General features: G+C 37.9%; 19 protein-coding genes. 15 read left to right on the top strand and 4 right to left on the bottom strand.

Features of this window, described 5'->3' with window-relative positions:
• Positions 1-45 precede the first annotated feature (45 nt).
• A complete protein-coding gene (locus DSM02_RS10690; RefSeq protein ID WP_128765624.1) occupies positions 46-1002 on the top strand; it encodes a sterol desaturase family protein in 957 nt (318 codons plus the stop codon).
• Between the two features lie 14 nt (positions 1003-1016).
• Here the strand turns inward: DSM02_RS10690 and DSM02_RS10685 are convergent, their stop codons facing one another.
• On the bottom strand, positions 1017-1772 hold the full coding sequence (locus DSM02_RS10685) for a helix-turn-helix domain-containing protein (RefSeq protein WP_128765623.1): 756 nt from the start codon (positions 1770-1772) through the stop codon (positions 1017-1019).
• 268 nt (positions 1773-2040) lie between these two features.
• On the opposite strand from DSM02_RS10685, the gene DSM02_RS10680 reads away from it, so the two are divergent.
• The 6 genes from DSM02_RS10680 (at position 2041) to DSM02_RS10655 (ending at position 11503) form a co-directional block, all read left to right on the top strand.
• Complete coding sequence (locus tag DSM02_RS10680) at positions 2041-2436, top strand: type III secretion system chaperone family protein (RefSeq protein ID WP_128765622.1); 396 nt, start codon at positions 2041-2043, stop codon at positions 2434-2436.
• A 12-nt stretch (positions 2437-2448) separates the two neighbouring features.
• On the top strand, positions 2449-3168 hold the full coding sequence (locus DSM02_RS10675; protein WP_128765621.1) for a PspA/IM30 family protein: 720 nt from the start codon (positions 2449-2451) through the stop codon (positions 3166-3168).
• Between the two features lie 2 nt (positions 3169-3170).
• Positions 3171-3878 (top strand): OB-fold-containig protein, encoded by a 708-nt coding sequence (locus DSM02_RS10670; RefSeq protein ID WP_240674031.1) that lies wholly within the window; start codon positions 3171-3173, stop codon positions 3876-3878.
• A 15-nt stretch (positions 3879-3893) separates the two neighbouring features.
• Entirely contained in the window at positions 3894-5960 is a 2067-nt protein-coding gene (locus DSM02_RS10665; protein WP_128765620.1) for a flotillin family protein, read from the top strand.
• A gap of 148 nt (positions 5961-6108) precedes the next feature.
• Positions 6109-6420, top strand: coding sequence for a GIY-YIG nuclease family protein (locus DSM02_RS10660; protein WP_128765619.1), 312 nt, complete (start codon positions 6109-6111; stop codon positions 6418-6420).
• Positions 6421-6586: 166 nt separating this feature from the next.
• Positions 6587-11503 (top strand): DNA repair ATPase, encoded by a 4917-nt coding sequence (locus DSM02_RS10655; RefSeq protein WP_128765618.1) that lies wholly within the window; start codon positions 6587-6589, stop codon positions 11501-11503.
• 3 nt (positions 11504-11506) lie between these two features.
• Here the strand turns inward: DSM02_RS10655 and DSM02_RS20690 are convergent, their stop codons facing one another.
• Positions 11507-11638 carry a hypothetical protein gene (locus DSM02_RS20690; RefSeq protein WP_262707849.1) on the bottom strand — a complete coding sequence of 44 codons (132 nt, stop codon included), beginning with the start codon at positions 11636-11638 and terminating at the stop codon, positions 11507-11509.
• Between the two features lie 111 nt (positions 11639-11749).
• Between DSM02_RS20690 and DSM02_RS10650 the strand changes: the two genes are divergently transcribed.
• Positions 11750-12250, top strand: coding sequence for a GyrI-like domain-containing protein (locus DSM02_RS10650; protein ID WP_128765617.1), 501 nt, complete (start codon positions 11750-11752; stop codon positions 12248-12250).
• A 35-nt stretch (positions 12251-12285) separates the two neighbouring features.
• Here the strand turns inward: DSM02_RS10650 and rlmH are convergent, their stop codons facing one another.
• On the bottom strand, positions 12286-12759 hold the full coding sequence (gene rlmH / locus DSM02_RS10645) for a 23S rRNA (pseudouridine(1915)-N(3))-methyltransferase RlmH (RefSeq protein WP_128765616.1): 474 nt from the start codon (positions 12757-12759) through the stop codon (positions 12286-12288).
• 126 nt (positions 12760-12885) lie between these two features.
• Here rlmH and nadC point away from each other — a divergent pair, with 126 nt between their 5' ends.
• The 4 genes from nadC (at position 12886) to priA (ending at position 17729) form a co-directional block, all read left to right on the top strand.
• A complete protein-coding gene (gene nadC / locus DSM02_RS10640) occupies positions 12886-13743 on the top strand; it encodes a carboxylating nicotinate-nucleotide diphosphorylase (RefSeq protein WP_128765615.1) in 858 nt (285 codons plus the stop codon).
• Entirely contained in the window at positions 13743-14693 is a 951-nt protein-coding gene (locus tag DSM02_RS10635) for a YihY/virulence factor BrkB family protein (RefSeq protein ID WP_128760508.1), read from the top strand. The genes nadC and DSM02_RS10635 overlap by 1 nt, the downstream gene beginning before the upstream one ends.
• A gap of 82 nt (positions 14694-14775) precedes the next feature.
• Positions 14776-15204, top strand: a complete 429-nt coding sequence (locus tag DSM02_RS10630; protein WP_128765614.1) for a DUF2147 domain-containing protein — start codon at positions 14776-14778, stop codon at positions 15202-15204.
• Positions 15205-15272: 68 nt separating this feature from the next.
• Positions 15273-17729: a replication restart helicase PriA gene (gene priA, locus DSM02_RS10625; RefSeq protein ID WP_128765613.1), complete on the top strand. Its 2457-nt coding sequence runs from the start codon at positions 15273-15275 to the stop codon at positions 17727-17729.
• Positions 17730-17773: 44 nt separating this feature from the next.
• Here priA and DSM02_RS10620 read toward each other — a convergent pair whose 3' ends face one another.
• On the bottom strand, positions 17774-18475 hold the full coding sequence (locus tag DSM02_RS10620; protein ID WP_128765693.1) for a LytR/AlgR family response regulator transcription factor: 702 nt from the start codon (positions 18473-18475) through the stop codon (positions 17774-17776).
• A 205-nt stretch (positions 18476-18680) separates the two neighbouring features.
• Here DSM02_RS10620 and rpsF point away from each other — a divergent pair, with 205 nt between their 5' ends.
• From rpsF to rplI, 3 genes are read left to right on the top strand one after another with little or no spacing between them, the layout of a single operon-like run.
• The gene (gene rpsF / locus DSM02_RS10615; protein ID WP_073096566.1) at positions 18681-19019 is read left to right on the top strand and encodes a 30S ribosomal protein S6; all 339 of its coding nucleotides are present in this window, start codon (positions 18681-18683) and stop codon (positions 19017-19019) included.
• 2 nt (positions 19020-19021) lie between these two features.
• Positions 19022-19321, top strand: a complete 300-nt coding sequence (gene rpsR / locus DSM02_RS10610; RefSeq protein ID WP_128765612.1) for a 30S ribosomal protein S18 — start codon at positions 19022-19024, stop codon at positions 19319-19321.
• A 13-nt stretch (positions 19322-19334) separates the two neighbouring features.
• The gene (rplI, locus tag DSM02_RS10605; protein ID WP_073096572.1) at positions 19335-19784 is read left to right on the top strand and encodes a 50S ribosomal protein L9; all 450 of its coding nucleotides are present in this window, start codon (positions 19335-19337) and stop codon (positions 19782-19784) included.
• Positions 19785-19832: the final 48 nt, after the last annotated feature.

Genomic DNA, 19832 nt, shown 5'->3' with positions numbered 1-19832 from the left:
TGTATTCTAATGAGTAAAGTCTATTTTTGAAATTAAACCAACTTTATGGATTTTACAAACCCTTTAATTTACGGAGTTCCCTGTTTTTTAGGTCTCATTCTGGTAGAGCTTACCTACAGTAAACACCACGATCATGACAAGTTATACAACTGGAAAGATCTAGGTGCTAGTCTTACGATGGGTATAGGCTCTACACTTATAGCACCTTTGGTAAAAACGGTTACAGTCATTTTGCTTTTTAGTTGGGTTTATGACGTTTTTAACCCGATTGTTGAGGGGGTACGAACAAATATTTTTGGTTGGGAATCTTTTGGTTATGCATGGTATGTTTGGATTTTATGCCAGCTTGCAGATGATTTTTCATATTACTGGTTCCATCGCCAGAATCATATGGTACGCTTTTTCTGGGCAGCTCATATCGTACACCATTCTTCAGATAATTTCAACTTGGGTACAGCTGTAAGAAATGGCTGGTTTACTATTTTTTATAAACCCTTATTTTATGTGTGGATTGTAGCTATTGGCTTTCCGCCAGAAATGCTTGTGGTTTGTCTGGGTATAGAGGCTTTGTGGCAATTTCAATTACACTCGCAATACATTCCTAAATTAGGAATTATAGATAAAGTATTCAATACACATACGATGCATCAAGTGCATCACGCGCGTAATTTGGAATACATGGATAAAAACCACGGCGGTTTCTTAAATACGTTTGACCGCATCTTTGGAACTTTCAAAGAGCTTGATGAAGAAATAGATATTGAGTACGGTGTGACGCATGCACCAAATAGTTACAATCCGTTAATTATTCTTACGCACGAATATCAAGACATCTGGAGTGATATGAAACGATCTCCAAAATGGAAGCATAAGTTTATGTATGCTTTTGGACCTCCGGGATGGAGTCACGACGGGAGCACGCTCACGATTAAACAAATGCGCAAGAAATTAAGAGAAGAAGCTGAGCAAGAGCGATTAAATTTAGAATTGGCTGCGGAATAAACTTTACTTAGGAGTTAGATTTGACTTCTTAGTTTAGCAAATTCTTTTTCAAGCATAGACAGTTTGTCTTCAATACCAGAACCAATAGAAGTTATACGCTTTTGAAATACAGAAGTTATTTTCCAGACTTCATTAATTTCAGAAAACGGAAATCTCAATTCGTCAATATTTTGATGTTCTGCTTTTAAAATTATCGTATCGCTAAATATGTAAGCTTTGCGCAGTATAAGTTCGTCTTTTGTAAGAGCCAAAACAATTGCGCCATCTTCAATATTTTTGTAATCATCATTTTTTACAAATGTCCCTAAAACCACATCTTTAGGAAAAAGCCCTTGATTTTGACTGGTCATTTCGAGATTAGTCACTACAAAACCACGCATAGTTTCAGATTTATCTACAGGTAATATAACCTGAACCATATCTTGTACAAAACGTTGATTTTGATAATTACTGATATAATCTGTAGAATTTTTTTCTGTAATACACGGTATCTGTTTAAAGGTTTCCGGGTGAGGTAATTCGTATTGTTCAGATAGAGAACTTTTAAATTTCAGTAATTCATTTACTGTCAGTTCTCGAGTTAGCAAGTCATCTATAGGTATGCTAAAATAATTAGCAATTTTGATGATGGTTTCTATTTTAGGTTCACTTCTTCCTTCTTCATAAGCACCTAAAGTGCCTCTTTTTAAGTCAAATAGCTCAGCAAACGCCTGTTGACTTAGCGTTTTTACACTTCGTATCTTCCGAATATTTTTACCAAAAAAGGACATATTTTGCTAATTTTATTTGCAAATTGAAAATATTTAATTATATTTACCTAACAATATTAGCAAAAACTATTTTGTTTAGCTAGTTTTTTTAGTAGCTATTCTAATTGTCAATATTGTTAAAAAACATTCATCAATCAAAAATCAAACAGTATGACAGCATTAATCCACGCATTGTTTACAATAATAATTAGCGTAATCTAAACAATTAAAAACTAGTTTTCGTATTATTAACTTTTAGAAATCCTTAACAGCCTGTAACCAAAAGTCGATGAAAGATCATTTCCTTATAACCAAAAATTATTTACTTGAACTTGATTTTAATGTCACCTTTCAGAACCCTGAAGATGGTATACTGGTCGTTCAAAAAGAAAATTCAGGTATTAAAAATCTGATTTTAGGGGTCGCACCACCCATTCTCATTTTGGAACAATTCATTTTTAAAATTAACAATCAGTCAGAAAAGATTTTTAAAAGTCTTTTGCAAAAAAACCGGGATATTATTCACGGCGCTTTTGTACTCAATGAGAGTGGTGAAAAAGTAATCTTTAGAGACACGCTTCAGATAGAGAATATGGATCTAAATGAGTTGGAAGGCTCTTTAAACTCACTCAGCCTTTTGATGAGTGAATATTCAGATAAAATAATAGAATTTTCAAAATATTAAAACCTAGAACCCATGAACATTTTTAGACGCTTATTTAAAATAGGAGAGGCAGAAGCAAATTCTGCAATTGATAATATGGAAGATCCCATCAAATTAACCGAGCAGGGCATCCGGGATATGAAACAAGACCTGGATAAAAGCTTAGAAGCTTTGGCTCAGGTTAAAGCTTTAGCAATACGCGCAAAAAACGATCAGGAAGAATTTCAGGATAAAGCCGAAGAATACCAGAGCAAAGCGATTGTCATTCTTAAAAAAGCACACGCCAAGCAAATGGATGCTGCTGAAGCAGATCGTCTGGCTAAAGAGGCTTTACTTAAAAAAGAAGAGTCTGAAAAACAGGTTGCTCAGGCTAAAACCGAATCGGAGAAGTTTGACAACAATGTAGCCCAGTTACAGAAAAATATTCAGAACATCAAAGCGAATATCAGCAAGTGGGAAAACGAACTCAAAACGCTTAAAGCGCGTGTAAAAGTGAGCAACGCTACGAAAAATCTCAACAAACAAATGGCAGAATTAGATAGCACCGGCACGGTGTCTATGTTGGAGCGTATGAAGGAAAAAGTAGCTCAGGAAGAAGCGCTTGCAGAAGCCTATGGTGATATCGCCAATGCCTCAAAGTCTATAGACGATGAGCTTGACAAAGCAGCGGATACCACGGGTGCAAAGGCTGAAGATGAACTCGAAAAATTAAAAGCACAACTGGGTCTTGATGACTCTAAAAACCAGGGATAATAGTGAACGCAACATTAACAGAAGTACTTTTTTCTCAAGTTAATATAGTACTGTCTATATTACTGATGATACTCATCTTGTATTGGATAGTGACGATGATAGGCGGTATTGACTTCGATCTGGATATTGACGTGGATGTCGATGTCGATGTTGATCTCGACACAGGCCTCGAAGGTGGTAATATGGACTTTGAAGACGTGTCTAATGTTGAGGTGACCAAGGATAATGTAGTAGGAAAAAGACGCAAGCCGTTGAAAGGCTGGCAAATATTTCTCATCTACTTCAACTTTGTTGGGCTTCCGTTTATGTTCACCTTTACGTGCTGGATTTTTATCTGGTGGCTGATGACGACCGTCACAACAGCGCTGACGTTTACGTATGATAGCGTATTTGGCTTTGCGGTTATGCTGATCGCCTTGTTTCCGGCTTTAATCGTAAACAAATTGTTTACCACACCCTTTAAAGGTTTTTTCAAACACCTCAATAAAGATGGTGATGTAGCTGTTGATTTTTTGGGAAGAAAAGCTACCCTGCTATCTTCAATTTCCGGAGAAAAAATGGGGAATGCCGAAGTGCTTGCAGACGGCAACGCTATGTCGGTTTATGTGAAATCTTTGACAGGTGAACCCCTTGTTTATGGAAGTACAGTACTGATCATCAAACAATCTGCAGATCAAAATTATTACCTCGTAGAAAATTATAACGACTAAATAAATCAATCAAAAATGAATCAAGTATTACCAATTATTGGCATTGGATTAGGAGTTCTCTTGTTCTTAATCATCGTTTATTTCGCGATCATCGCGATGTTTTACAAAAAAGTGCATCAGGGACAGGCACTTATACGTACCGGTTTTGGGGGTACCAAAGTGGCAACAGATAAAGGACTTTATGTGGTGCCAGTCTTCCACAGAGTGGAAATTATGGATGTTTCAGTTAAGAAAATCCAAATTGAACGCCTGGGAGTTGAAGGCCTCATCTGTAAAGACAATATGCGTGCTGACATTAAAGTGGCATTTTTCGTTAGGGTAAACAATGATGTGGCTTATATCAAGAAAGTGGCGCAAACTATTGGTGTCGCTCGCGCATCACGTATTGAAACCCTTGAAGACCTTTTTGAGGCTAAATTTTCTGAAGCGTTGAAAACAGTAGGGAAAAAGTTTCAGTTTATTGAATTGTACGAGGCACGTCGAGAGTTTCGGGATGAAATTGTAGACATCATTGGTACAGATCTCAATGGGTATACCTTAGAAGATTGTGCTATTGACTTTTTGGAGCAAACTCCGGTTACCCACCTAAAGCCAGACAATATTCTGGATGCGGAAGGGATCAAGAAAATTACTGAATTGACCGCGGTTCAAAACGTGAAGGCCAACCTGATCAAGCGGGATGAGGAGAAAACCATTCGCAAGCAGGATGTGGAGGCGCGTGAAGCAATTCTGGAATTAGACAAGCAATTGGCTGAAAAAGAAGAGCAGCAAAAACGTGAGATCGCAAACATCAAAGCGCGTGAAGAGGCTGAAACGATGAAGGTAGCAGAAGAAGAGCGTCTGAAATCTGAAACAGCACGTATCGCTACGCAGGAGAAAGTAAAAGTTGCCGAAGAGAATATGGAGCGCCAGATTATCGTGGCAGCTAAAAACAAGCAACGTACCGATGCGGTTGAGACCGAACGTGTAGAAAAAGATCGTTTACTCGAAGCTACCGAAAGAGAGCGCGTCGTTACTCTGGCTCAAATAGAGAAAGAGAAAGTAGTAGAAGTAGAGAAGAAGAATATTCAGGATGTGATCCGTGATCGTGTGATGCTGGAGAAAGGTGTGGTAGAAGAACAAGAGAATATGAAAGATATTCAGGCCTTTAAAACTGCAGACCGGGATAAGCAGGTGAAAATTACAATCGCGGAAGCGAACGCTCAGGAAGATTTGATCAAAACCATCAAGGCTGCAGAAGCGCAAAAAGAAGCAGCTAAGCAAAAAGCAGAAGAGATCAATATCGAAGCGCTTGCTCATAAAGAAGCTTCAGAGAAAGAAGCACAGGCTCGTAAGATTTTAGCCGAAGCACAAGCGAAAGAAGAAGCAACTGTAGGTATGTCTGAAGCTCAGGTGATGCACGCAAAAGCTGATGCACACGAGCGTCAGGGTATTGTTGAAGCGTCTATTATCGAAAAGAAAGCTAAAGCAGAAGCTGCCGGTATGGAAGCCAAAGCAGATGCAAAACGTAAAGATGGTATGGCTGAAGCCGATGTGATCAAAGGGAAAGCCCTGGCAGATGCTGCTGGTATCGAAGAAAAAGCTAATGCGATGAAGAAACTGGACGGTGTAGGTAAAGAACACGAAGAGTTCAAATTGCGTCTGGATAAAGAATTGCAAGTGGATCTGGCTCACATCAACATTCAAAAGGATATTGCCGATGCTCAGGCACAGGTGATAGGAGACGCGTTAAAAGCGGCGAAGATTGATATTGTAGGTGGAGAGACGATGTTCTTTGATCAAATCATTGGCCAGATTACAAAAGCCAAAGGTTATGACCGTCTGGTTGAGAACAGTACTAATATTCAGGATGTAAAAAATGCAATCTTAGGAAGCGACGATGTCAAAGGGAATTTGCTCGAAAAAGTAAAGGAATTTGCAGATAAATACGGAGTTTCTTCAGAGGACATTAAAAACCTAACGATTGCAAACCTGTTGATGCATCTTAAAGAGCAATCGCACGACAGCGAAGAGCAGACGTTGTTCAGTAATCTGTTCAACCTGGCAAAAGGTTTGGGTATCGACAGCAAGAAGCTGAAGTAGCACTTCGACAGGCTCAGTGTGATACTAAAACACTTTATTAAAATTGTATGTTAGTCTATCCCAAAGCTTCGGGAGTCGAAGACTTATAAAGTATTTTTTAACTGTCAGGCTGAGCTTGTCGAAGACCTATACAACCAATGAACATTCTATGAAAAACTATTTCGTTTACATACTAAAGTGCAACGATAATAGCTTTTATACAGGAGTAACGAATAATCTGGAACAACGTATTGAACAACATAGTTCAGGAATAAAAAAAGATTCCTATACCTATAAAAGAAGGCCTGTAACCTTAGTTTGGAACGAAAGCTTTAATGAAATTGGTCAGGCAATTTTGTGGGAGAAAAAGATTAAAGCTTGGAGCAGAAGAAAGAAAATAGCTCTTATTGAAGGTAATTGGGATGATTTGATTTTGTTTTCAAAAAATTATACGCAGTTTGGTAATAAAATTGAAAAATAAGCTTAGAGTTTAGGTCTAAAGTTAAGTAGCACTTCGACAGGCTCAGTGTGACATATGTTTTCAATTTGTGATTAGCAAATGTCAGTCTGAGCCTGTCGAATACCTATAGAATTTGAAATTTTCCAATCTAAGATCCACTCAATTGCCTAAAAAATTAAATTAAAAAATGGCAGAACAGTCACAAACTACTCTAAATAATCCCGAAGAAAAAACTGCTGGCGAAACACTAGATGGCGGAACCTACGCGATCATACGCGGTCGTTTACAAAAGCGAAAGCAGGAACTTCAGGATAAACTGGCAAAACTCAATGCGTCCCGAAAAATGGTTTTTGGTTCGTTAGAAACCAAACTCATTGCAAACGACCGTATCAATACCGAGAACAACTGTATTGCGCGGGATATCGTTTCGCTGGGAGATACCTGTATTTTTGGTTATAACGTGCATTTTGGCCTGCGTACTGAAATAAAACTTTCAGATGTGTTCAGTATGTATCGCTTTACTGAAAATCGATTTGAGCCCATTGCGCTGGATTTATTGGAAGATGATACTTTCAAAACCGATTTTTCCAACCTTTACAAATACTACCGCAATACCATTTTTTCGCGCTTTGCGATCATCGGCAATTATTTGCATATGGTTTTTCAGCTGAGCGAGAGCGTGACTGATATCAAAACATTTAAGTGGCTCATTAAGGAGCATGAGCTGGAATATGTAGACAATCGCAGTGATCACGAGTACCGTTTTCCCCCACAGCACGAGTTTAAATGGCTGCCGGTTACCCGCGATATGCATCGCTACGGGGTGCACTCGCATGTTTCGATTTTAGATCGGGTTTTTGTAGAGACGATAGGTGGCGATCTTACCATCAAAATAGAAGATAATACTGAAGACGGTAAGGGTATTTTATCTGAGCCTGTAGAACAGTACGATCAGACGCTCGATGACGGGCAGTATCGCTTTGCAGATTTAGGTAACTTAATCGTACTGGAGATAAAGCCTTTTCAAGAAGATGAACGGTATTTTGTATACAATCACAAGATCAGGCAGGTACACAAAATTCAAAGTGTAGGGGTTGCAGCTGTACTGCTTCCAGATGACCAGGGCATTATTTTCCCAAACGGATACTACCTCCAAACCGGGGAATATAAAATCTTTGATGACGGAATTTTCGAATTGAAATTTCAGCAAAAGATTGTTTCGCCAAATGGAGAAGATTTTATGTATGTGTTTTATGAGCCCGGAAAAGGGGTGTATAAACTGATGTCGTATAATATCATCAGTCAGGAGATTAAAACACCGATAGTGTGTAGTGGTTTTACGCTGCTTGAAAATGGCGAACTTTGTTACTTCACGGCAGAAGATAACCAGACCAAACACCACGTAGTGCAGATCTGGCAAACACCGTTCCTCAAGGGTGATTATATGCCCTCACAGCACACCGATTCGCTTCTATACAAAATAGGGAACAAGGATATTGTTAAAGCGATGGCAGAGTCTCAGGCGCTGATTACCTTGCTTAACAAAGAGGATAATTATGACGGACTCTATGCAGATGTTGCCAAGGCCTCAAAAGATATTCAGGATGCGTATTACTGGTTGAATGAAGAAGATACGCAGCGCTTAGATCTTCCGCTACGCGAAATCAATAAAGCAGCAAATGCTGCGATAGATGAGTTTGAAAAAGTAACCGAACTCCGCCGCAATGCCGCTCGGCAAACCAAAGAATTACAAAAGGAAGCCGAAGCCATTTTTGGTAAGATTAAAAGTTCGTCTTTTAAAACCATTAATGATTTCGTAGCGCTCTTGACCCAGCTGCGTATGTTGCGCGGTAAAGTCATAAGCTTGCGTGATGTACGTTACGTAGACCTTGATTTTCTAAATGCGCTGGAAACTGAAATTGGTGAGCAAACCCAAAAGATTTCCCGCAGATGTGTTCAGTTTTTATTGGACGACAAAGCCCTGCAGCCCTACCATGATCAGGTGGCTGAGAAAAACAAAAAACTAGATTCGGTTAAAAAAGTTATCGAGGCCAAGCAGCTGGAAGAAGAGGTCAATCAGATTGCTGCAGATCTGGAATTGTTGATTGATATTGTTACCAATCTTGAGATAGAAGATACCGCTCACGCGACTCAGATCGTTGATGCGATTTCGTTGATTTTTGCAACGATTAATCAGCTAAAAGCGGCACTTAAGAATAAAAAGAAAGCGCTGGGAAGTGCAGAAGCCCAAGCCGATTTTACCGCACAACTTAAGCTGATAGACCAAAGCATCATCAATTATATTGATATCGCTTCTACGCCGCAAAAGTGTGATGAGTTTCAGAATAAAATATCCATACAGCTTGAAGAACTTGAAGGCAAATTTGCCGATTTTGAAGAGTTCATAAGCGTAATTCTGGAGAAACGGGAAGAAGTTTATGCAGCTTTTGAGGCCCGAAAAAATTCGCTGGTAGAAAAGCGCAATAAAAAAGCGCTGGCTTTACAAAATGCATCAGAGCGTATTTTAAAGGGTGTTTCAAAACGCGCTCAAAGTCTGGGCTCTGCCGATGAAATCAATGGGTATTTTGCTTCAGATTTAATGATCAATAAGTTGCGGGATATTATTGTGCAGCTTAATGAACTCGAAGATAGTGGTAAGGCCGAAGAACTGGAAACCGCGCTTAAGGTAGCGCGAGAAGATGCACTGCGAAAGCTTAAAGACAAGCTTGATCTCTATGAAGATGGCGAGAATATAATCCGTTTAGGCAAACATAAGTTTGGTGTAAACCGGCAACCTTTAGATTTAACCATCGTTTTAAAAGATGGTGTGCTGGCCTATCACCTTACCGGAACTGATTTTTATCAAACGCTTAATCATCCTGTATTGCTCAATTCACGCCAAATCTGGGATCAGGAATTCGTTTCAGAAAACGATCAGGTGTACCGGTCGGCGTATTTAGCATACCGCATTTTTAACGCATTAGATAAAAATGCCTTGCATCAGGCTTCAGAAGAAGAATTGCTTGCGAAGTTGCAGGAATTTAGCAGTTCAAACTACAGTGAAGGTTATGTAAAAGGTGTTCACGATCAGGATGCAGTTCAGATATTAAAAGCTTTGGTACAGAAGCATACTGACTTAGGATTGTTACGTTATCATCCTAAAATTCGAGCGTATGCGCAATATTTCTGGAACAGTTTGGAGTCTGAAATGCAGCAGCAGATTAATAATAAGCTGAAGGCTAGTGGAGAAGTTTTACAGTTCTTTCCAGAAGATGAGGAATATGATTTTATCATCGAGATGCTTCGTAAGAAATTGGAAGCTTTTAGTGAAAAGACACAGCTTTTTGAAATCAAATCAACTACGGTCGTAGCTAATTATCTCTTTGCAGAATTTCAGCGTGACGATAATTTCGTGAATAGCGAAGTGGCCATTGAACTCAAAGATGCTTTTAATCGAAATTTAAAAAGTAAACAGGCCGATCTCAAATTTAAAAACAGCTACGAATCTCAGGCTGATTATGAATCTAAGATTGTACTGGTTCGGCAATGGGTTGGTGCTTTTATACGCAATGAATCTCAGGCGAAAAGCGGAATGCTTCCTTGCCAGCTCTTGCGTTACACAGATGAGGTGGTGTGTTTAATTTTATTTGAAGACGATTCCGTTTCTAAGGTGAATGCTATTTCGCCAGGCGAAATCATTACTGATCTTAAGGGTGATCACAAAACATTAGAAAACGGAAGTTTTGTATTTAACTACCATGATTTTACGCAAACTTTAAGTCAGTTTATAGTTGAAGATGTACCTGCTTTTGAAGCCTTTCGCAAAGCGAAACACGAAGTGACTGAAAGCCTTAAAGAAGAACTGAAACTTGAAGAGTTTAAGCCGAAAGTATTGACGTCTTTTGTGCGTAATAAGTTGATTGATCAGGTGTATTTTCCGCTTTTTGGAGACAACCTGGCCAAGCAATTGGGAACGGTAGGTGATACCACGAGAACCGATCGTATGGGAATGCTGCTCTTGATTTCGCCTCCAGGTTACGGTAAAACCACTTTGATGGAATATATCGCCAACCGTCTGGGATTGGTGTTTATGAAAATAAACGGTCCGGCGATAGGGCACCAGGTAACTTCGGTAGATCCTGCTGCTGCGACCAATTCCGCTTCGCGGGAAGAGTTGAAAAAGCTCAATTTAGCTTTTGAAATGGGAAATAATGTGATGCTGTATCTCGACGATATTCAGCATTGCAATCCTGAGTTTCTACAGAAGTTTATTTCACTTTCTGATGGTACCCGTAAAATTGAAGGGGTATATAAAGAAAAGCCGAAAACCTATGATTTACGCGGAAAGAAATTCTGTGTGATTATGGCTGGGAATCCATATACAGAGAGCGGTGCTAAATTTCAAATTCCTGATATGTTGGCAAACCGGGCTGACATTTATAACCTTGGAGATATCATTGGCGACACTGCAGATCTGTTTAAACTCAGTTTAATTGAAAACTCGTTAACTGCAAACCCGGTGCTACAGCAATTGAGCAGCACACATTTTGAAGATGTGTATACCTTACTGCAACGTTTGGAAACCGGAAATAACGAATTGCAGTTAAAAGGAAATCACAGCAATCGGGAATTGGAGGAATATACCTCAATACTTGAAAAGGTGTTGAAAATAAGAAATACGATTCTTAAAGTAAATGAAGCCTACATCAAGTCTGCCGCAATGGAAGATGCCTATCGTACGGAGCCTGCTTTTAAATTACAGGGTTCGTATCGGGATATGAATAAACTGGTAGCGAAAGTCGTATCCGTGATGAACGACAGCGAATTGCAAACTTTATTGCTGTCCCATTATGAAAGTGAGGCGCAAACCCTAACCGGTTCTGCAGAAGCCAACTTATTGAAATACAAAACACTTATCAATTCAATCTCAGAAGAAGAAAAAGAACGCTGGGAATCAATCAAAGAAACCTTTGTCAAAAACAATAAGCTCAAAGGTTTTGGAGATGCCAACGAGATGGCACAAGTACTGGCTCAAATGATGCAGTTTTCAGATAATCTTGAGGGAATCAAAAATGTTTTACAGAAGGGATTGAAAAAGTCGTAAGCCTTACTTTTTACGCTTTTTGTATTTCTTTTTGATCGTTTCTTTATTTCGGTCAGCAAAAATAACGGCGTAGTAGCCTATTTGCATAGCGGTTGTAAAAAGGAAAAAACGGCTGATGAGTTGTCTGGGTTTCATAATTTTTAGTTTTATCAAGTATACGTTTTGAGTGATGCATTCTTAGTTAAATAAAACCTATAATTGAGATTTCTTGTTAAAATCAGTATTTTGAGGCTCAACTAAACTTTTATGGAACCACAATTACAAAAAATAGAACCCCGTAAGATAGTAGGTAAATGCCTAACTACAACTCTTTCTTTTGATGATACAGCTGAGCTGTGGAAGGAATTTATGAGCAGGCATAAAGAAATTAAAAACAGAATAAATTCTGGGTTTTATTCCATGCAGGTTTATCCTTTTGGTTTTAAAGTTGAAGAGTTTAGCCGTGAAACTAAGTTTGAACGCTGGGCAGCGGTAGAGGTAAGTAGTTTTGACGATGTGCCAGACGGAATGCAAACCAAAACGATTGCAGGTGGTTTGTATGCTGTTTTTAAGCACGTGGGGCCGGTGAAACAATTTGTTGAAACTTCCAATTATATTTACGGCACCTGGCTACCGCAATCAAAATATAAATTGGATGAGCGCTCGCATTTTGAACGCCTGGGTGAAAAATATTACGGCCCTGAACATCCGGAATCTGAAGAAGAGATTTGGTTACCTATTCAATTAAAGCCTGAAAGTAATAAGTAGAAAGTTGAACCAAAGATTTTAAATTCCTCTAACTTCTAGCGATGATGATACGGTTCATTGCGTAAAATGGTAAACGCTCTATAAACCTGTTCGGTCATAAATAGCCGAATCATTTGATGGGAAAAAGTCATTTTTGAAAGTGAAATCTTTCCGCGTGCTGCAGCATATACCTGTGGCGAAAAACCATAGGGACCACCGATTACGAAAACCAAAGTTTTGATGCCGCTATTCATTTTCTTCTGAAGGTAGTCGGCAAATTTCACACTGCTCAGCTCTTTTCCGTTTTCATCCAGCAAAATTAATTCATCTTGCTGCTGTAGTTTGTTCAGTATGAGTTCGCCTTCTTTTTCTTTTTGTTGTTCTTCAGAAAGATTTTTGGTTTTCTTGAGATCGGGAATAATTTCGATTTCAAAATTCACATAAAACTTCAACCGTTTAGTATAAATAGAAATGAGTTCTTCCAGATTTCGGTTGTCGGTTTTACCGATGCAGAGCAGTTTTATATTCATTCTTCAAAATTAGTATTTTTCAATTCTGAGTTCTTTATAAAAGCATATAACTTAACAATATTTGCAATTAGGTGTTGTAAATTGCCCGGTTGTTTGTCTAACTTAGCAAAAAATCGTTCCATATTTATGATTTCAGAAATTAAGCTTTTAGAAGAAGTAGATTTAATTATAAAAAATGCCATTCGGGAAGATATTGGTCCTGGTGATTACAGTTCTTTAGCTTGTATCCCAGCAGATGCAACAGGTAAGGCTAAGCTTTTGGTAAAAGAAGCTGGCGTTATTGCAGGAGTAGAGTTTGCTAAGCGTGCTTTTGATTATGTAGACTCAGAACTTGAAGTAGAAGTTTTGATCAAAGACGGAGAATCTGTTGACGAAGGTGATATTGTTTTTTTTGTTTCTGGCAGTTCTCAAAGTATTTTAAAAGCCGAACGGTTGGTGCTCAACGCTATGCAACGAATGAGTGCGATAGCGACCAAGACTAGACAGTATGTGAATCTTTTAGAAGGAACAAATACTCAAATTCTAGATACGCGTAAGACCACACCGGGTTTTAGAGCTTTAGAAAAAATGGCTGTAAAAATAGGCGGTGGTGAGAACCATCGTTTTGCCTTATATGATATGATTATGTTGAAAGATAATCATATTGATTTTGCAGGAGGTATCGCTGAAGCAATAATGAAAACTAAAACGTATTTAGCGGAAAACAATCTTGATCTTAAAATTATAGTCGAAGCTCGAGATCTTAAGGAGGTTGATGCAATACTTGATGCAGGTGGAGTTTATCGCATTTTACTGGATAATTTCAATTATGATGATACACGTACTGCAGTAAAAACGATTGGCGATAAATGTCTTACTGAATCTTCGGGAAATATAAATGAAGCGACTCTCGCGGCATATGCTAAATGCGGGGTAGATTATATTTCAAGTGGAGCTTTAACGCATTCGGTTTATAATATGGATTTAAGCTTAAAGGCAGTTTGATGAGTGACGAGTGGGATGATAAATTAAAGACGATTCCATTATTACTACCTCTGGTCAAATGGGCAAAGACAATTATTTTACCCGGCTTTGAAGGCTTGTCGCTTTATGACTTTTGGGAAATGTATGCCATTGGCATTATTAAAGGAACTTTTGCAACCCGTGCAAGTGCAGTTGCATTCAGTTTTTTTATGGCGCTTTTTCCTTTTTTTCTATTCATTTTGAACTTGATTCCATACGTCCCAATAAATGGATTTCAAACCGATTTTCTTTCTTTTATAAATAATTTATTACCGCCCCAAACTCAGGAATTTTTTGATCCTATTCTCTTGGATATTGCAGCGAACCAGCGCGGCGGACTTTTATCATTTACTTTAATATTTGCTATATTCTTGATGGCAAACGGCGTGAACGCGATATTCACGGGCTTTGAATATAGTTTTCATTCGGTCACTAATAGAAATATGTTTAAGCAATATGCTGTGGCTCTGGGGGTTTCGTTAATGTTGGCACTGTTATTGCTCCTAGTAGTTATAGCAGTACTGTACCTTCAGTTTTCTATTACAGAATTAAAAAGGCGCGGTATCGTAAATGAAGATAATTTGTGGATGTCCAGACTAGGAAGTTTTATTTCCCTTTTAATTCTGATTTATGGAGTGGTAGCAACGCTGTATTATTTTGGAACCAAAGAAGGAAAAAGCACCCGATTTTTTTCAATAGGAGCAACTCTAACCACTATATTATTTGTTGTGACAACTTATTTGTTCGGTATTTACATTAATAATTTTGCAACGTATAACCAGTTATACGGTTCAATAGGTGCGTTATTGATTATGATGGTTTATATCTGGCTTAATTCTAACTTATTGCTTTTGGGTTTTGAATTAAATGCTACGATGTATCGCCTGAAAAAGCGGAGAGATCTTAAAAAATCGCAAATATCTTCAATTTAACTTTTGAATTATTAAAAATATCTTATTATTGGTATTAGTATCTTGTTGAATTAAAAATTATAACCCCTTTTAAATAACGATTATGAAAAAAATATGCGCTTTTTTAATGTTTGCTCTTATTTCTACAGCAGGAATGTTTGCTCAAGATGTTACCGGTAAATGGAAAACTATTGATGACGAAACCGGTGAAGCAAAATCAATTGTTGAAATCTATAGACAAGACGGAAAGGTTTACGGTAAAATTGCGGAGATCTTAAATAAAGATCGTCAAGATGCTAAATGTGTAGATTGCCCCGGTTCTGATAAAGGGAAACCCATTCAGGATCTTGTGATCATCAAAGGTTTAGAAAAAGATGGTGACGAGTATAATGATGGCAAAATTTTAGATCCTCAAAGTGGAAAACTCTATAAGTGTTTAATTGAACTGGAGAATCCAGATAAATTAAAAGTTCGTGGTTATATAGGTTTTTCGTTACTAGGAAGAACCCAATATTGGACACGAGTGAAATAACACTAAACTTCTTATAAACTAAGGCTGTTTCTAAAACTGGAGACAGCCTTTTTTTTATCTTTACCTTCGTGTATTTTGTAGATGTAATCTTACCTATTCCTGTTGAAAATGCGTTCACGTATCGCATCAGTGAAGCCGAATATTCTTTCATAAAGCCGGGGATGCGACTCGCTGTGCCTTTTGGCAAAAGCAAGATTTATACAGCTTTGGCTATACGCGTACATCAGGAAGAGCCGCGTATTTACGAAGCTAAAGAAATAGAGCAAATTCTTGATGAAGTACCTGTTGTTCATCTTGCGCAATTGAATTTTTGGCAGTGGATGGCAAGCTATTATATGGCTACCTTGGGTGAAGTTATGCGTGCTGCTCTGCCCGGCGCTTTCCTGTTAGAAAGTGAGACCATAATAAAAAGACTTTCTAAGAATTTCACGGAAGAACATCTTGAGGATTTAGATGATGAAAGTATTACCATTTTAAATGCTTTTAAAGATCAGTCTATTTTGCGCATTAGCGAAGTGATGCAGGTTTTGGGAAAAAAGAAAGTGCTGCCTAGTATAAACCGCTTGATAGACCTTGATCTTGTGGCACTTGATCAGGAGATTTATGAAGCTTATAAGCCTAAGTTGGTAAAATATGTGCGTCTTACTAAAGAATATGAGGAAGAGGTAAATATGCATATTGCACTTGACGAACTCAATAGAGCTCCAAAACAGCGAGAGTTATTACTCAATTATTTTTCGATACAGGCGCGTGCTAAAAAACCAATAAAGGCCAAAGAGTTGCAGGAGCAAAGTGGAGCTTCTTCTGCTCAGTTAAAAGCGCTAATAAGTAAGGGGATCTTTGAAACGTATAAGATTCAGAAAGATCGTATTACCTATTCCGGGAAGGAAGATAGCGCCGTTAAACAATTAAATGACCAGCAAGAGCAGGCTTTAAATGAAATAAAAGCGTCATTTGATCTGCACGAGGTTTGCTTGCTACACGGTGTGACAGCTTCTGGTAAGACAGAAGTTTATGTTAATCTCATAAAAGAGTATCTGGCTGAAGGAAAACAGGTACTCTATTTATTACCTGAAATCGCTCTTACAACACAGCTTGTTTCCCGGTTGCAAGAGTTTTTTGGAAACCAACTTTCGGTTTATCATTCTAAATATTCCGTTCACGAGCGTGTTGAAGTATGGAATAATGTTTTAAATAAAGCACCAAAAGCTCAACTTGTTTTAGGCGCGCGTAGTGCTTTGTTTCTACCTTTTGAGAATCTGGGACTCGTTGTTGTTGATGAAGAGCATGAGAGCAGTTATAAACAATATGACCCTGCACCTCGTTATCAGGCTCGTGATGCAGGTATCGTTTTGGCCTATCAGCAAGGAGCAAAAGTGCTTTTGGGTTCTGCCACCCCTTCATTAGAAACATATTATAATGCGAGTACGGGGAAATATGGTCTGGTCACGATGAAAGAACGCTATGGCAACATTTTAATGCCAGAAAATAGCATCATAGATATTCAGGAAAAACACCGTAAAAAGCGAATGACCGGTCACTTTAGTGACGACTTACTACGTGCGATAACTGATGCTCTTGACCTTGGAGAACAAGTGATCTTGTTTCAGAATAGAAGAGGATATTCTCCTATATTAGAGTGTAATACCTGTGGGCATGCTCCGCAATGTCCTAATTGTGATGTGAGTTTGACCTTTCATAAGCACCGCAGTCAGTTACGCTGCCATTACTGTGGTTATCATATTGCGATGTTGCAAAAATGCATGGCCTGCGGCAGTGAAGAATTAGACACTAAAGGTTTTGGTACAGAACAAGTAGAAGTAGAGCTTAAAGACTTGTATCCTGAGCATAATATAGGTCGAATGGATTCTGACACGACTCGGGGTAAATATGGTTTTGAGAAAATTATTACAGCTTTTGAGCAGGGGGAGATAGATATTCTTGTAGGAACGCAAATGCTTACAAAAGGGCTTGACTTTAGAAATGTGACTCTTGTAGGAATTTTGAATGCAGATAGTATGCTTAATATTCCTGATTTTAGGGCTCACGAGCGTAGTTTTCAATTGATTCAGCAAGTTTCTGGTAGGGCAGGACGTACTCAAAAGCGTGGTACGGTATTAATTCAGAGTTACAATCCGCATCATCAGATCTTGCAACAAGTTTCTATGAATGCTTATGAAAAGATGTATCATGAGCAACTTGAAGAGCGTCATGTATATAAGTATCCTCCTTTTTGCCGAACAATTAAGATTACACTCAAACATCGAGATTTTCAAAAGATAGAAGAATCTTCTGTATGGCTGGGGCAAGCGTTGAAGAATGTGTTTAAAGATCAGGTTTTGGGGCCAGAGCCTCCCCCGGTTTCAAGAATTCGTAATGAATATTACAGAAACATTCTTATAAAAATTCCTAGAAAGCAAAGTCTTGAAAAGACTAAGAAAGCAATTTTAAAGATTCGAAGTACCTTTCTGAGTATTTCTCAATACCGAAGTGTCAAAATAGTTCTTGATGTAGATAACTATTAGACAAAAAAAAACCTGCTTGAATAAAGCAGGTTTTTTTGTCTTTTTTAACTTGAAAGTGCTTCCATAAGTTTTGTTTTCTTATGTCTGCTTAAAGGGATTTTGTCTCCCTCAATCTCTATATTTCTACTATTGTATTTTTCAACCTTATCCATATTAATAATATACGATTTATGGATACGCATAAAACGATCTGCCGGAAGCTGGGCTTCAAAAGCTTTCATCGTTGAAAGTACTATGATAGGCTCGTTGTAAGTAACCAACTTCACGTAATCTCCTAATGCTTCGATAAACTTTAGATCGTTCAAAAACACTTTTTTCTTCTTCAAATTACTCTTCACGAAGATATAATCATCATCTTCTACATTACCTTCGGTTTTAAGACGGTGTAGATTAATGGCTTTATGAACGGCATTTAAGAAACGGTCTTTAGTAAGCGGTTTTCTTAAATAATCAATAGCATTATAATTAAAAGCCTTATATGCATATTTTGTTTTACCGGTCACAAATATAATTTGTGGCTTGTGCACCAGATCATCAAGTAAATCAAACCCGGTTAAAATAGGCATTTCAATATCTAAGAAAATAAGGTCAACCTTAGTTTCCAGAAGTCCATTTTTTGTTTCAATTGCGTTATTGTATTGTGCAGCAAGACGCAGGTTGGGATGATCTTTAATCATCTTAACGATTGCGAGGCGTTGCAGACTAGAATCGTCTACAACAGCACAGTCTAAAATTAGTTCTTCCAAAGTTGTGTTTTGAGATGGCGTTAGTGCATCAAATCTAGTTACAATATATGTATAAAACAACTTTTTTGTGTAGTTCATCGATATTTTTTCAATAAATCTACTTTTGTTTATAAAAAGAATTGTTTATAGTCGAATATTCTATTTCAACTTTTGTTATCTGAAAAATTAAAAGTACTTTTGCACTCATTTTTAAATAAACTATTTTATGAATCATTACGAAACTGTTTTCATCTTGAATCCCGTTTTATCTGATGACCAGGTAAAGGAAACAGTAAAGAAATTTGAAGATTTTCTTGTTTCTAACGGCGCCAAGATGATAGCTAAAGAAGATTGGGGGCTAAAAAAATTAGCTTACGCAATCCAAAACAAAAAAAGTGGCTTTTACCACCTTTTTGAATTCACGGTACCGGGAGAGGTTATCGCAAATTTTGAACTAGAGTTTAGACGTGACGAGCGCATTATGCGTTTCTTAACGGTAAGCTTAGACAAGCACGCGATTGAGTGGGCTGAAAAGCGTAGAAAAAGAAACAAAGAAAAAGCATAGTTATGGCATCATCTATTGAGCAACAAGCGAAAGCTAAGAAAGATGGGGAAATCAGATATTTAACTCCGTTAAATATTGAGACCTCAAAAGCAAAAAAATACTGTCGTTTTAAGCGTTCTGGTATTAAATATATTGACTATAAAGATGCAGATTGGTTAGGATCTTTTGTAAACGAACAAGGTAAATTGTTACCACGTCGTCTTACAGGTACGTCATTAAAATACCAACGTAAAGTAAGCGTAGCGGTTAAGCGTGCGAGACACCTTGCCCTTATGCCTTATGTAACGGATTTATATAAATAAAAACTAGATAAAGATGGAAGTTATACTTAAGAAAGACGTCGACAATCTAGGATTTGTTGATGATTTAGTTACTGTAAAAAACGGTTACGGAAGAAACTTTTTGATTCCACAAGGTCACGCTGTTTTAGCTACTCCTTCTGCAAAGAAAGTACTAGCTGAAAATTTAAAGCAACGTGCGTATAAAGAAAAGCAAGTAATTGATGCTGCTAAAGCACAAGCTGAAAAATTAAACGGTTTAGAGATTAAACTTACAGCTAAGTCCGGTGAAGCTGACAAATTATTTGGTTCTATTACTGATGCAGATCTTGCAAATGCACTTTCTAAAGAAGGTGTTGAGATTGATAAAAAATACATCACGATTGCTGGTGGTAATATCAAGCGTTTAGGTCAATACGATGCCAGTCTTCGTTTTCACCGTGAGGTAGTATCAAATCTTACATTTGACGTGGTAGCAGAGGCTTAAGCCTTTTAAACTATACTTAAAAGCTTCCGTCTGACGGAAGCTTTTTTT

The sequence above is a fragment of the Leeuwenhoekiella polynyae genome, assembly GCF_004104075.1.
Lineage (GTDB): Bacteria > Bacteroidota > Bacteroidia > Flavobacteriales > Flavobacteriaceae > Leeuwenhoekiella > Leeuwenhoekiella polynyae.
Note: the sequence above shows the minus strand (reverse complement) of the source record. Positions and strands in the feature narration are given on the sequence as shown.